The sequence below is a fragment of the Psychrobacter luti genome (assembly GCF_014192115.1).
Classification (GTDB): domain Bacteria; phylum Pseudomonadota; class Gammaproteobacteria; order Pseudomonadales; family Moraxellaceae; genus Psychrobacter; species Psychrobacter luti.
On the sequence record NZ_JACHXL010000009.1, the window covers coordinates 14122 to 28289 of the forward strand.

The window sequence follows — 14168 nt, forward strand, 5'->3', positions numbered from 1 at the left end:
TCCTTAGAGCTATTGCTTAAAAATCATTGCTTAAAAAATCACGGTTCAAAAATTACCCCTTATCTCATGTGCTCGTTCTTAGCCTTTAAGTTTCACTTTTGACAAATCGTCTTCATGAAAATTGCTTAGAGCTTGTCGTAACCTCTTTAATGTTTAAGGTTCGAATTATTAAGCACACACGAATAGAAACTATTAACATTTACTAATAAGCATTGCTTATGAAACATCAATCCTTCTGAATTTAAATTAACATATAGCTAAGCGTTATAAATTTACGTTTACGCTACTTTTTGTGCTATCGATGTAAGTTCTGTCAGTATTTTAGGTGAATAATTAGAGTTTCACGATTGAAAGCAAAGCTTTGTGTAATCATTGCGTGAAAGGATATTCATTTGTACCAAATGTCATTATCTAATAGAATCTATGCAATAGAATCTAAAGCTATCATGCCTGAGCCATGGCACGTTTAATCTTAAAGCAATTTGTAAAACGCCAAATTTTAAATATGCTTGAATGCGATGGCTGTAATGGTTTTACCAAAGCAGAATAAGCGCAATCCCGTGATTCATAGGCATTTCATGCTAGAATAATTCAGATTTACTTATCGGTTTTAAGCCGCTATTTTATGAAGTATATTATTTGAACGCCCTATTTTATTACTCAGTCAACTTATTAAGCTAATGCTAAAAAATATTGAACGATTTTACCTCATCCCCTTTATTATCTTGACTCTATAAGCAGCGCTCCTATGACTCAACAAACCACAACATCATCGACCTCCCCTTCCGCTAATAGCAATACTGATTTAGCCAATGCAGATATAGCTAATGCATCAAACACGGCTAATGACTTTATTCTCACGCCGCCTGCTGTATTCCCCTATAAGGCGCAGCAACAGAACGTGCGCGCTCGTATCACCGAGCAGATGGCGTCACGGATTTTGATGTTAGATGGGGCGATGGGCACGCATATTCAGAACTATAAGTTGGAAGAAGCGGATTATCGTGGTGAGCGTTTTACCGATATTGAGCAAGACGTACGCGGTAATAATGATTTACTGGTACTCACGCAGCCGCAAATGATTAAAGAGATTCATATCGCCCATCTGGAAGCTGGTGCGGATATTATTGAGACCAATAGCTTTAATGGTACGCGTCTGTCGATGGCCGACTATAATATGCAACATCTGGTGCCAGAGCTGAATAAAACGGCTGCCAAAATTGCACGCGAAGCGGCTGATGCATTTACCGCCAAGACCCCAGAAAAGCCACGCTTTGTCGCAGGCGTCATTGGTCCAACGTCGCGTACCTGTTCATTATCTCCTGATGTTAATGACCCAGCTTTTCGTAATATTACCTTTGATGAGTTAGTGCTGAACTATCGTGAGGCGACGCTAGCACTGATAGAAGGCGGCGTTGATATTCTTTTAATCGAGACCATCTTTGATACGCTAAATGCCAAGGCAGCCATATTTGCGGTAACCGGCGTGTTTGATGATATTGGGTTTGAGTTACCGATTATGATTTCGGGCACGATTACCGATGCGTCAGGTCGTACTTTATCAGGTCAAACGGCTGAAGCATTTTATAACTCGATTCGCCATGCAAAACCGCTATCGGTTGGCTTTAACTGTGCATTAGGTGCTGATGCGCTACGTCCGCATATCCAAACATTATCTAATATTGCCAATACTTATGTTTCCGCGCATCCAAATGCTGGTCTGCCCAATGAGTTTGGTGAGTACGATGAAAGTGCTAGAGAAACCACAACATTGCTTGAAGGCTTTGCCAAAGCCGGTATCTTAAACATCGTCGGCGGCTGCTGTGGTACAACCCCTGAGCACATTCGCCAAATCGCTAATATGGTGGCAAATTATCCACCACGCGTCATTCCTGAAATTGCGCCTGCCTGCCGCTTATCAGGACTTGAACCTTTTACCATCAATAAAGACAGTCTATTCGTCAACGTCGGTGAACGTACCAACGTGACGGGCTCAAAGAAATTCTTACGCTTAATCAAAACCGAAGCCTATACCGAAGCACTCGATGTCGCCCGTGACCAAGTCGAAGGTGGCGCGCAAATCGTCGATATCAACATGGATGAAGGCATGCTTGACTCCAAGCAAGCGATGATTCATTTCGTTAATTTGGTCTCGGGCGAGCCAGATATCAGCCGTGTACCGTTGATGCTCGACTCGTCAAAATGGGACATTATCGAAGAAGGGCTTAAACGTACCCAAGGTAAATGTGTCGTTAACTCTATCTCATTAAAAGAAGGTCATGCCGAATTCGTTGAGCGTGCCAAGCTCTGCATGCGCTATGGCGCAGCAGTTATCGTTATGGCATTTGATGAAGACGGTCAAGCTGACACTTATGAGCGTAAAATTCAGATTTGTCAGCGCAGCTATGATGTCTTGGTCAATGAAGTCGGCTTCCCATCGGAAGACATCATCTTTGACCCCAATATCTTTGCGGTTGCGACCGGTATTACTGAACATAATAACTACGGTGCGGACTTTATTAATGCCACCAAATGGATTACGGAAAACTTACCAAATGCCATGGTATCGGGCGGCGTCTCTAACGTTTCGTTCAGCTTCCGTGGTAACCCAATTCGTGAAGCGATCAACTCTGTATTCCTCTATCATGCGATTCAGAATGGCTTAACCATGGGTATCGTTAACCCTGCTATGCTTGAGCTGTATGACGATATTCCAAAGGAAGCACGTGATGCCATCGAAGATGTCATGCTCAATCGCAACCAAGGCGAGAGCGGTCAAGATGCCACCGAACGGTTGATGACCATTGCTGAAAGCTATCAAGACGGCGGTAAGAAAAAAGACAGTACCGTCGATATGTCATGGCGCGAAGGCACCGTCGAAGAGCGGATTGCTCATGCTTTAGTAAAAGGTATCACGACCTTTATCGATGCCGATACCAAAGAGGCGTGGGAGAAATATCCCAAACCGCTAGAAGTTATCGAAGGGCCGCTCATGGACGGTATGAATATCGTCGGCGACTTATTTGGTGCCGGTAAAATGTTCTTACCGCAAGTCGTGAAATCTGCGCGCGTCATGAAGCAGTCAGTTGCTTGGCTAAACCCGTATATCGAAGCGGAAAAAGTCGAGGGCGAAAAGAAAGGCAAAATCCTGATGGCGACGGTCAAAGGTGACGTCCATGATATCGGTAAAAATATCGTCGGCGTGGTACTTGGCTGTAATGGCTACGACATCGTCGATCTAGGCGTGATGGTACCTTGTGAAAAAATCCTTGATACCGCTATCGCAGAGGAAGTCGATATCATCGGGCTATCAGGTCTGATTACTCCAAGCCTCGATGAGATGGTCTATGTCGCTAAACAAATGCAAGAGCGCGGCATGACCCTACCTTTGATGATTGGCGGGGCAACGACCTCTAAAGCGCATACTGCAGTCAAAGTCGAGCCACAATACCAAAACGATGCCGTTATCTATGTATCGGATGCCTCGCGCTCAGTCGGTGTGGTGACTAAACTTCTGTCAAAAGAGCACCGTCAAGGCTTAATCGATGAGACCCGAGAAGAGTACATTAAAGTACGTGAGCGCCTTGCTAAGCGTCAGCCGAAAGCGGCAAAAATATCTTATGCTGAGTCGATAGAGCTTGGTTTTAAAGATGATTGGGACAACTATGTACCGCCAGTACCTAATAAGCTCGGACAAGTGATATTTGATGATTACCCCATCACTAACCTGCTGCCTTATATCGACTGGACGCCATTCTTTATCTCTTGGGGACTTGCTGGTAAATATCCAAAAATCTTGCAAGATGAGGTGGTTGGTGAAGCCGCACGCGATTTGTTTGATAATGCTAATGACTTGATGCAAAAAATGATTGATGAGAAGTTAATCGTTGCCAAAGGCGTCTTTAAGCTCATGCCAGCCCGTCGTACCGGTGCCGATACCGTCACCGTCTATGACAAAGCACCCACTGAGGGCGGCACAGCAGAATATCAATTTGAGCATTTACGTCAACAAAGCGATAAAGCCAGCGGCAAGCCAAACTTTAGCTTAGCAGATTTTATCTCGCCATCGGAAGCTCATACCGATCATCTTGGCGGCTTTACGGTCTCAATCGTTGGGACAGAAGCATTGGCTGAAAAGTATAAAGCCGCTGGTGACGACTATAATGCCATCATGGTGCAGGCATTATCTGACCGCTTAGCTGAAGCATTTGCCGAGCACCTACATGAGCTGATTCGTAAAGAATATTGGGGCTACCAACCGACTGAGTCGCTCAGCAATGATGAGATGATTAAAGAAAAATACGTCGGTATCCGCCCTGCACCTGGCTACCCTGCCTGCCCTGAACATACCGAAAAAGGTAAACTCTTTGACTGGCTGGGTACGGTTGATGCTATTGGCACGAGACTCACTGAAAGCTATGCAATGTGGCCTGCTTCATCGGTCAGCGGCTTCTACTACTCGCATCCTGAGAGTGAATACTTCAACGTCGGTAAAATCAGCACCGATCAGTTAGAGAGTTATGCTGAGCGTAAAGGTTGGGATATGAAAACTGCTGAGAAGTGGTTGAATCCGAATTTGTAGGCTAATAATTTGGTTATGTTCATTTTATAATCAATAAACCACTATTTTTAAAAAACTATAGAGTATTCGATTCAGACCAAGGTTTGAATCGAATTACCTCTAATTCTGTGGAAAAAATAAAACTTTATATAGATCTTCAATACTATCGTATCGAGTAAACTGTCCTTTATTAAGTATACGTATATTGGATCGTTCAGCTTTTAAACCATCCACATTAGCTTTAGTATGTTTTGCAACTTTAGCATTCTCTAGTCCAGTTAGTGGCCTTCCAGCCTCAGCACCAAAAAAATAAAACGAGCACAGCTCTAAAGTATTTTCATCAAATACTATCCAAACAATACATCCCGAAGGCTTAGTGGCTAAGCGAACATTCACTTTTTGGCCTGACGCTTTAGCACCTAATTTTGAAGTTTTTAGTTGAATATGGCGAATAATATTATTGTCTTCAAGAACAACATCGCAACCTGCGTTATCGACTTCAGTTTTTATGATTTCTAATTGACAATCGTCCTTTAGCCACGATAACTTAAGCATTTCACCGATAAATAAATGTTCAATAAGCTTTTCTCGGAAGCTTGAATGTTCAAAATGTTTGCTCATACTTTGCCTTAATATTTTGGAGTAACTTAGTTTACTTTCCCCCGCCGACACCGCTCAGAACAATAAATTACCTGCTCCCAATCTTTTTCCCACTTTTTACGCCATGTAAAAGGACGCTGGCAGACGGGGCAGATTTTTTGTGGTAAGTTTACTTTTTTATGTGCCATCGTCTGCTCCCTTGCTCCCTTATACCTCTAAATGACTATTAACGCCTATTTATCTTCTTTTTGATGATCTAGACCCTCATATTTTTTAATACGGCGACATTGGTCTGAGCAATAGACCATACTTTCCCAGTTTTTATCTAGCTTTTTAGTCCAGCTAAACTCGCGCTCGCAGACTGGACATTCTTTTTTGCGGACGTTCTTCTTTTTGTGCGCCATGATATTTACCTTTAGATTAAAAAAACGTTTAACGACCCCAAATAGGTGAGCGCACTACCCCGCCCGTTTTACTGCTAATCGCATAACTGGTATTCCCAGATAATGAATGAATAACTAAGCTGCCGCCATTTTGACTGCTTACTTGCGAAAGCTTGGTAGGATAGACAGCATACTGTGCAGAAGGTGATAAACGCGCGGGCTCATCCAGCCCGGTTTCTGCTAGATTAAGAACTTGCCCTGTGGCGAGCGTCATTACCGCCGCCTTACGACCATTGAGGTATGCCAAACGCTGACCGTCCAAACTTAGTTGCGGACTGGCGGCATAGCCTGCTGTCGGTATTAGCGCAGCATTACTGGTAGCAAAGTTATAACGATAAATACTTGGGCGACCAGCGCGGACCTTATCACTGGTATAGACAAAGCTTTGCCCATCGGCAGCGTAGCTTGGCTGTACTTCGGTGCTAGGCAAGGTAGTGAGCTGTCTCGTATTACCGTCACTTAGGCGCATCTCATAGATATCGGCATTGCCACCAACCGTTGAGCTATAGAGCAGCTTTTTCCCATCAGGCGAAAATGACGCTGATAAATTACTGCCTTCTACATCTACGATTAAATTTTTCGTATTGCTTTTGCGGTCATAAAGATAAATTTTTGGATGCTGGCGCGCGGCTTGTTTACTGTAGGCCAACATCTGACCGTCGGCTGACCACGCTGGCGCATAAATATAACCATTGAGCTGATCAATTAATTGGCGGTCGCTGCCATCAGGACGAATGCTATAAAGCGTCGATATCTTTGCCGCGCCAAATCCTTGTTCCTCGACATAAGCAATGCGCCCTTGCCCATCTATTGCTGGCATGCGCGCCGTCAGTGGATTGCTTGCACTCATATCAGTAGGCATTTTAGACATCGTGCTCGGCAACGTCTGACAACCCATTAACAAACTAAAAGCCGTTATTGCCGTGATGCTACTTATCGTACGTATATCGAAGGATGACTTTAATACAAAGATTTTTAACATAAGATGACGTCCAATAAAATGTTGATTATTGCGTGCTGAGAATCTTAATAAATAAGGTGGAGAAATTAATAGCATAAAAACATCATAGCTGCCTGAATACTTGTTTTATCAGCTCATGACAGTGTAGCGTAAACCATGGCAAATTTTAGATAAAAAAATGCCCCACTGATGAGTGAGGCATTATTTATATTAGAATTTGAACACTTCTATTTAATAATTATCTATTAAATAAACCAGTTATTTAAAGACTGCTTTATTTAGAAACCGCTTTGAAATGAGCAACTTGATTGCTATTTGTAATGGTTAGGATAGGTGTATTATTCGCATTGTTGCTGATGCTATATTTACCTTGTACCGTCGCCATCGTTGCTGTATCAAAACTTGCTTGTGGCTCAGGGCATGCCATCATAGTCGACATGACATTACCTAATACAACATTGCCATTTACCACGCTATAACTAGCGCCCATGTTATTACAAGTATTAGCAAAGGTTACACGGTTGGTCGTACCGTCTTTAAAGAATTTTAGCGTTAATGGTTTGCTTGGATCAAAGAACAGCTGGCTAACTTTTTGACCATTGGTGCGCTTAGCATCAACAAGCTGCCAGTCATACGCTTGTAACGCATTAGCAGTAATTGGTTGAGTCACTGGTGCAGCAACGGTAGGGGCAGTCTGACAACCCGCAGCCAATGTACCAACAGCAAGGGTTGCAGCCATCATCATTTTAGTCATGTTTTTCATATTGGTTCCTATAATGGTTAAAATTTAAAATAAAAAAATAGTCATCATCTTTTATTTTAAGTATTGATTTTTATTATGATTGATTTATTGTTTTCTTCATTAACCTAAACAATGGCGCTATTATGCACAAACGATAGCTGACTGTCATTATAGATTGGGTATCGGTTACCGCGACATTTGTTCCACTCTACAGTATTTTTGCTAACATCCCTTGCTAAGCTTTCTACTAACTGTTAGCAGACAATCTTTTGTTTTATGCTTAAGCAACTATTTTCTATTTAAAGGCTTATCAAACCATATTGACGTCTGTTTATTCACCCCTAATTAGATACTGGTCGCCAGTCTCTTTCGTTAATTCATCTCGGCAGCTTTTTGCTGCTGTAGAGCGGCATAACCTGTCAGACGCTTGCGTTCAGCTTCACTAAACAGTTGCTGCTCGATCTGATTAATCTGAGTTTGCGCTTGCACTTTATCTGCATTTTCACTCAATAAGCGCTGTTTTTGTGTTTGATACTGCTTAAAACGCTGATCAAAATTAGTATCTTGCTGATCGACTTGGGCAAGCCTTGCTGCTGCTGGCGCGCCAACCAATTCACGTCGCATACTGTATAATTCTTCAGCCGTCGCGCCCTTGGCTTGCATCTGTTCTGTACGACTGATTAACTCATCTAAATTTGCCTGCTGAGTGATATTGGCTTTGGTCGCATTATCAGGCATACGGCTGATGTAATCCTGTCTAGCCGCTTCTCTTTGCGCATCAGACAGCTGTTTATCTTGATTGATTTTCACCATCGCAAGACTATAGTCATCATACTCATCCTCTGCACCAAAAAAGGCTTTAATGGTTTCTTTAGAAAAGTGCTGCTGGCGCAATTTGGCGACATCTTGCTGCTGCTGCGTCACCACATTTAAATCTAACTCGCCACTCTTTGTTGCTTGTAATTGTAGATTGCCATAACGGCTTTCTATAGCAGGAATCGCTTTAAGATAGGCCACATATTGGTCAAATATCGTCACTGCTTGGCTGGCGGCAGGCTCTGGCGTATGACTGCGGATATAACTCTCCACCCGCGCATAAATAACCGCTTCATCCTCTTCACCTAGCGCTGATAAGAAATAATCAAATAAGCGCCGTAGCCCTTCGGTGACGACTAGCTGTTTATTTTCATCAATGATAATCTCACCATCGACATCCGTTCCTTGTAAGGAGCGCGGTAAATTCTCAAGACCTGTCGTAAATTGAGAAGCGTCTTGCTTAGATAATGCGCCAACATTATTATTAGAATTCGCTTCGTCTGTAAAGCTGGTATTAGCTTGGCTATTCAGCGTCGTAGAATCTGTCTGAGAAGAAGATTTACTAGCATTATCAGGCTTAAACCACCAAATAATCGCAACGACTAAAACGATTATCACAGCAATAATAATGAGCAAAAATGGCGAACGACGATTATTTGACATAACGACAATATCTTATTTAATGAATCGATTTAATAGGAAGTTACTATCTATAAAATGGGACAAAATAAAAGGGCCAGTTAAGTAGTGACCCTTTTAGATAAAAGCAGTTAATTTGCTAATTTATATTCAAATCCTAATAACTAGATTTAGAAGCTAGCTTTTTAAATTGGCTTTATAAATTGGCATTTTTTAAACGGTTAACCTGATCACGATAGACAGTTTTAGGGTTAGGTTGTCCCCATGCAACTAAGCCTAATAGTTGATTGACCGAATCCATATGGTTCATTTTGTAATCATCTCGGATGACATAACCTAGGCGGCTCGAGCAAGCGGAAACCAACCCATCATTTGGGTCATTTTTAAACACTTGTGATGTCGCTAATAGCACATAATCTATAGGGTCTAAGATATTGGTCACTTGACCAACACCACTGAATGAATAGTAGTTGATGCCGTTTACTTTAGTGTCTTTTGGTTGTCCACAATAGCTTGATGGCATGGCAGCAGGGAACTCACGGTTAAAGTCGACCATATAGTCAGTAGTTAGCGCCGTAACTGCACCAAATCCGTCTTGTTCTTGCAGCTTATCGATAGGGATACCGGCGTTCAAATCCATGAAGTTACCTAAGAAGCCAAACAAGCTAAGCGCGGCTTTGGTAGCGATATTGTACTCGCCATTGACTCTGTCATTATCAATCTGCTCAACCACCCAATCGGCTAATGCTGCCCCTTGCTCTGGACTGGCAACCGCCGTCACTGACGCCACGTATTTTGGCTCAACGGCAGCGACATAACGAATATCATGGCCGCCATGACTATGACCAATTAAATTCACTTTAGGGCTGCCGGAAATCGCACTAATGGTTTTTACTTGTTGTAGTAGCTGCTCACCGCGTACCCGACTGTCATTAAAAGAAGAGGTTTTGGTAGCATAGACTTCTGAGCCGCCGCTCATGAGGGTTTGCGGGATACCATAAAAGTAGTCGATACCCAGTAGCTTGGTAAATCCGACCAGCCCATGCGCCATTACGATAGGGTATTTGGTATCGGTATGGTTTGAGGTGAAATACTTGCTATCGACCATCTTACAGCCCGTGGCATTGGCACAGTTATAATACTGTCCAGCCGCTTGAGCAGAGGTAGTTTGTAAAGCCATTAGGAGCACACCGGCACCGATAGCACCAAGTGAGGAGACAAATACGCTGGGCGTAAGCGCCACGCGAAGACGATTTTTGAGAGTCATAACAACATCCTTGTTATTGTAAAAAGAAGTCTTAAAGAGGTTCTTTATCGGACTTGTCTTATAACACTTAGCTATTGCGGCCTGCACCAAGCGCTAAAAACCATTGCCCATTCATTTAGCAAACAAAATTACAATACTTCTATAATTGCCAACATTCAACCGCTTTTTTACATTTCAGCTTTATTTCGATGACTTTATAGTCACATTCATGCATATAAACACGCTGAGACGATTGATATCACTATATTGCGTGGATTCGAAGTATGCCTATATACTTGCTAAACACTTAGAAAAACAGCCCCTACTACATTTATGGTATAATTGACAACCCAAATTCTATAACTATAAGTACGACGATGATGACTAAAAAATCCCTTATCCAATCTCCGGAAGCCATAGAAAAAATGCGCGTGGCCGGTAAACTTGCGAGCGATGTGCTTGTGATGCTCGACGAGCACGTTAGAGTAGGTATAAGCACTGAAGCATTAAACCAAATCGCCCATGACTATATCGTTAATGTGCAAGAAGCGATTCCTGCGCCCCTTAACTATAACGGCTTCCCAAAATCTATCTGCACCTCAGTTAACCACGTGGTGTGTCATGGTATTCCAACTGAAAATAAGCTGCTTAAAGATGGCGATATCATCAATATCGATGTCACCGTCATTAAAGACGGCTATTACGGCGACACCTCAAAAATGTGGATTGTTGGCAATGGCTCTATCATGGCGCAGCGTATTTGCAAAGTGGCACAAGAAGCCCTTTATGCTGGTATGAGTGTGGTCAAAAACGGCGCGCGCTTGGGTGATGTCGGCGCAGCTATCCAAGCAGTAGTCGAACCCGAACGCTTTAGTATCGTGCGCGAGTTCTGTGGTCACGGTATCAGTAATGAATTCCATCACGAGCCGCAAGTGATGCATTATGGTAAAAAAGGCACGGGTTTTGAGCTAAAAACGGGCATGACTTTTACCATTGAGCCGATGATTAACGAAGGTAAATGGCAGACCAAGATTCTACCGGATGAATGGACAGCAATCACCAAAGACCGCAAGTTGTCGGCGCAGTGGGAACACACCATGGTGGTAACGGACAATGGCTGTGAGGTGTTTACTACTCGCCCCGAAGAAGATTTAAGCTTTTTGACCCAGTAATATCATAAAAGATCGCCTAGGCGGTCTTTTTTTTGCCTTATAATTCAGGCATATTGACCATGCTACTTATTGATATTTATTTTGATATTTTTAATGGTATTTCTAATGCTAATTTCGATTACAGCACCATTAACACTCTTAGTAACACGTTCGTTTTAGTACCCTTATTTGCAAATTTTTAACTGGATAACACTCATGTTTAATTGTGATGTCGCGGCCATTGACTTAACACCCATGCCTTTACTTTCAACTAATAGCGCGACTCTCTCAGCCAATAGTACGGCAACCGTTTCGCCGTTAGCAGATGACACCAACAATGCAACGAATATATCACTAGCCCCGCTTCCTGCGTGGCTGCTGCAAATCAATGACGATATCAGCCGCGCGCTCGAACGCGGTGTCAATATTCGCCAATTGGTCACGGCGCGCGCCTGTGTTATCGATGACTTACTGATTGCTTTATTTAACTGGTTTGAGCTTGATAAGACCGATTTAGCATTGTTTGCCACTGGCGGCTATGGACGTGGTGAGCTGTCACTATATTCCGATGTCGATATTTTACTGCTGACGCCAAATGAGATTACGGCTGATAGTAGTGAGAAAATTGATAACTTGGTGGCTCTACTGTGGGATATCGGATTGGAGCCTGCCCTATCAGTACGCAGCGTCAGCGAATGTTTGGAGGCAGCACAAGATCATACTATTGCTAGTACCCTGTTAGAAGCTCGGCTGTTAATCGGCAATGACGAGCTGCAAGAAGTACCACATAAAATTGTCAATACCCAATGGTCGCCACGTGATTTTTATGAGGTAAAAATCGCTGAAGCAAAAGCGCGTTACTTACAGCACAACGCCACTGAGTATAATCTTGAGCCCAATATCAAAAATGCGCCCGGTGGTCTGCGTGATATTCATATTATTGGTTGGGTGACCAAGCGCTACTTTCGGGTCAGTAAGCTTTATGACTTGGTACAACAAAACTTTTTGACGGAAAAAGAGTTTGATGAGTTAAATTTCGCCGAAGGCTATTTATGGCAAATACGCCATTATTTACATGAGCTGACCGGACGCAATGAAAACAAGCTATTGTTTGATTATCAGCGTGAAATCGCCCAGTTAATGGGTTATGAGACACAGCCGGATGATCAGCCTAATGCTGCCGTCGAGCGCTTTATGCGTGATTATTATCGCTGCGCCATGCAGATATCGACGCTATCTGAGATGCTGACCAATCATTATTATGAGACGATTATAGAGCCGCAATTGCCGGATGAAGAACGGCCAAAAAAACATCCTATCAACGCCCGCTTCAATCAAGTTGGCGAACAAATCGCGATGTCGCATCATCGCGTATTTGCTCAGCATCCTGAGGCGATTTTAGAGATGTTTTTACTCATGGGTCAATACGGCATCAAAAATGTCCGTACCCATACCCTGCGCGCGCTAAAAATAGCGGCTCGCGGTATTGATCAGGTTTATAGAGACAACCCGACACATCAAGCGCTTTTTTTAGCCAATTTAAAAGAGCAAAACTACCTATTTCATCGTCTGCGCACCATGAATCGTTACGGCGTTTTGGGCAGCTACATTCCTGCTTTTGCCCAAGTAACGGGGCTAATGCAGTACGACTTATTTCACCGCTATACGGTCGATGCGCATACTTTATTTTTAATTCGTATTTTGCACCGTTTTACTGACCCGCGTTTTTCTGAAGAATTTCCGCTAGTTAGTTCTATCTTCCAACGTATCGAGCGCAAAGAGATTTTGGTGTTGGCGGCGATGTTCCATGATATCGCCAAAGGTCGTGGCGGCAACCATAGCCTACTTGGCGAAACGGAATCAATTGAGTTTTGTCTTGCCCATGGTATGAGTACTGCAGACGCGCATTTGGTCGGCTGGCTGACCCGCTATCATCTGCTGATGTCGATGACGGCACAGAAAAAGGACATCTCAGATCCAGAAGTGGTGACGCTGTTTGCAGATTTAGTCGGTAACGTTACCCATCTAAACCATCTATATGTCCTGACGGTTGCTGATATGAATGCCACCAATCCACAGCTTTGGAACAGCTGGCGTGCGACCTTGATGAAACAGTTGTATTCACAAACGCGGCGCATCTTACGCGCCGATATCGACGCGCCGACCAACCGTCAAGATATGATTAGTGCCACGCGCAAACAAGCACTGGCTATGCTTGATAATGTTGACAATCAGCATATGAATCGCGATGAGGTCTTAAGGCTGTGGGATGACTTAGGCGATGAGTATTTCTTGCGCGAGATTGCAGAGGATATCTTATGGCATACCGAAGCTATCTTAAACCATCCGCCCCTTGGTCGCGCCTCTGATGCCGATAGCACGCCACTAGTAGTATTGCGTGAGCATCGTGAGCTGGCATTGGATGCGGTGCAGGTGTTTGTTTATACCCAAGATCAGGTCAATTTATTTGCCGTTACTATGGCAGTCTTTGATCAGATGAACTTAGATGTATTGGATGCGCGCATTATTACCGCCACCCGTGATTTTGCCTTGGATTCCTACGTGCTCCTCGATCGCAGCGGTACGCTATTGGTCGATATCGACAGCCAACAAGAACTCAAGCAGCGCTTAATCGATGCTTTTAAAAACCCAACCGTTCCTAAGCTTACACATCGCAAGATTCCACGTCAGCTGCGAAATTTCGATGTGGCAACGACAATTAACTTTGAGTTTAATGAAGCCTCAAACCAGCATATCATGAGTTTAGAAACGCTTGATCAACCAGGCTTACTTGCCCGCGTCGGACAAGTATTTTTACAACAAAAGATTGAGGTGCATGCCGCGCGCATTACCACGTTAGGCGAGCGCGCAGAAGATATGTTTTATATCAGCGATCAAGACGATTTAGCATTATCGGCTGATAAACTTGAGACGTTAAAAGCGACATTAATAGAAAGTCTTAGCATTCGCAACGAGGCTTAATTTATATTTAGATGCTTTATTTATGTT

10 protein-coding genes are annotated in these 14168 nt (G+C 43.3%); 3 read left to right on the forward strand and 7 right to left on the reverse strand.

The genetic code is table 11. The annotated features are described in order from the left end of the window. Positions 1-748 precede the first annotated feature (748 nt). Entirely contained in the window at positions 749-4582 is a 3834-nt protein-coding gene (gene metH / locus FHS24_RS11940) for a methionine synthase (protein ID WP_183621346.1), read from the forward strand. Positions 4583-4681: 99 nt separating this feature from the next. Here metH and FHS24_RS11945 read toward each other — a convergent pair whose 3' ends face one another. The 7 genes from FHS24_RS11945 to FHS24_RS11975 all read right to left on the reverse strand — a co-directional run bounded on the left by FHS24_RS11945 (position 4682) and on the right by FHS24_RS11975 (position 10029). Next, positions 4682-5182: a hypothetical protein gene (locus FHS24_RS11945; RefSeq protein ID WP_183621347.1), complete on the reverse strand. Its 501-nt coding sequence runs from the start codon at positions 5180-5182 to the stop codon at positions 4682-4684. 26 nt (positions 5183-5208) lie between these two features. Beyond that, positions 5209-5349, reverse strand: coding sequence for a DUF2256 domain-containing protein (locus FHS24_RS11950; protein ID WP_183621348.1), 141 nt, complete (start codon positions 5347-5349; stop codon positions 5209-5211). Between the two features lie 45 nt (positions 5350-5394). Then, positions 5395-5565, reverse strand: a complete 171-nt coding sequence (locus tag FHS24_RS11955) for a DUF2256 domain-containing protein (protein ID WP_021813321.1) — start codon at positions 5563-5565, stop codon at positions 5395-5397. A 28-nt stretch (positions 5566-5593) separates the two neighbouring features. Beyond that, on the reverse strand, positions 5594-6586 hold the full coding sequence (locus tag FHS24_RS11960) for a PD40 domain-containing protein (protein WP_183621349.1): 993 nt from the start codon (positions 6584-6586) through the stop codon (positions 5594-5596). Positions 6587-6839: 253 nt separating this feature from the next. Continuing rightward, positions 6840-7328: an META domain-containing protein gene (locus FHS24_RS11965; RefSeq protein WP_183621350.1), complete on the reverse strand. Its 489-nt coding sequence runs from the start codon at positions 7326-7328 to the stop codon at positions 6840-6842. A 351-nt stretch (positions 7329-7679) separates the two neighbouring features. Further along, positions 7680-8786 (reverse strand): lipase secretion chaperone, encoded by a 1107-nt coding sequence (locus FHS24_RS11970; protein WP_183621351.1) that lies wholly within the window; start codon positions 8784-8786, stop codon positions 7680-7682. A gap of 172 nt (positions 8787-8958) precedes the next feature. After that, complete coding sequence (locus FHS24_RS11975) at positions 8959-10029, reverse strand: lipase family alpha/beta hydrolase (protein ID WP_183621352.1); 1071 nt, start codon at positions 10027-10029, stop codon at positions 8959-8961. 359 nt (positions 10030-10388) lie between these two features. Between FHS24_RS11975 and map the strand changes: the two genes are divergently transcribed. Both map and glnD read left to right on the forward strand, forming a co-directional pair. Further along, complete coding sequence (gene map / locus FHS24_RS11980; RefSeq protein ID WP_406947795.1) at positions 10389-11180, forward strand: type I methionyl aminopeptidase; 792 nt, start codon at positions 10389-10391, stop codon at positions 11178-11180. A 195-nt stretch (positions 11181-11375) separates the two neighbouring features. After that, positions 11376-14141, forward strand: coding sequence for a [protein-PII] uridylyltransferase (gene glnD / locus FHS24_RS11985; RefSeq protein WP_183621354.1), 2766 nt, complete (start codon positions 11376-11378; stop codon positions 14139-14141). The last annotated feature ends 27 nt before the right edge of the window (positions 14142-14168 follow it).

Bases quoted from the DNA above. Each gene is read 5' to 3' on its own strand.
- metH (WP_183621346.1), top strand. From the start codon at position 749: ATGACTCAACAAACCACAACATCATCGACCTCCCCTTCCGCTAATAGC.
- FHS24_RS11945 (WP_183621347.1), bottom strand. From the start codon at position 5,182: ATGAGCAAACATTTTGAACATTCAAGCTTCCGAGAAAAGCTTATTGAA.
- FHS24_RS11950 (WP_183621348.1), bottom strand. From the start codon at position 5,349: ATGGCACATAAAAAAGTAAACTTACCACAAAAAATCTGCCCCGTCTGC.
- FHS24_RS11955 (WP_021813321.1), bottom strand. From the start codon at position 5,565: ATGGCGCACAAAAAGAAGAACGTCCGCAAAAAAGAATGTCCAGTCTGC.
- FHS24_RS11960 (WP_183621349.1), bottom strand. From the start codon at position 6,586: ATGTTAAAAATCTTTGTATTAAAGTCATCCTTCGATATACGTACGATA.
- FHS24_RS11965 (WP_183621350.1), bottom strand. From the start codon at position 7,328: ATGAAAAACATGACTAAAATGATGATGGCTGCAACCCTTGCTGTTGGT.
- FHS24_RS11970 (WP_183621351.1), bottom strand. From the start codon at position 8,786: ATGTCAAATAATCGTCGTTCGCCATTTTTGCTCATTATTATTGCTGTG.
- FHS24_RS11975 (WP_183621352.1), bottom strand. From the start codon at position 10,029: ATGACTCTCAAAAATCGTCTTCGCGTGGCGCTTACGCCCAGCGTATTT.
- map (WP_406947795.1), top strand. From the start codon at position 10,389: ATGACTAAAAAATCCCTTATCCAATCTCCGGAAGCCATAGAAAAAATG.
- glnD (WP_183621354.1), top strand. From the start codon at position 11,376: ATGTTTAATTGTGATGTCGCGGCCATTGACTTAACACCCATGCCTTTA.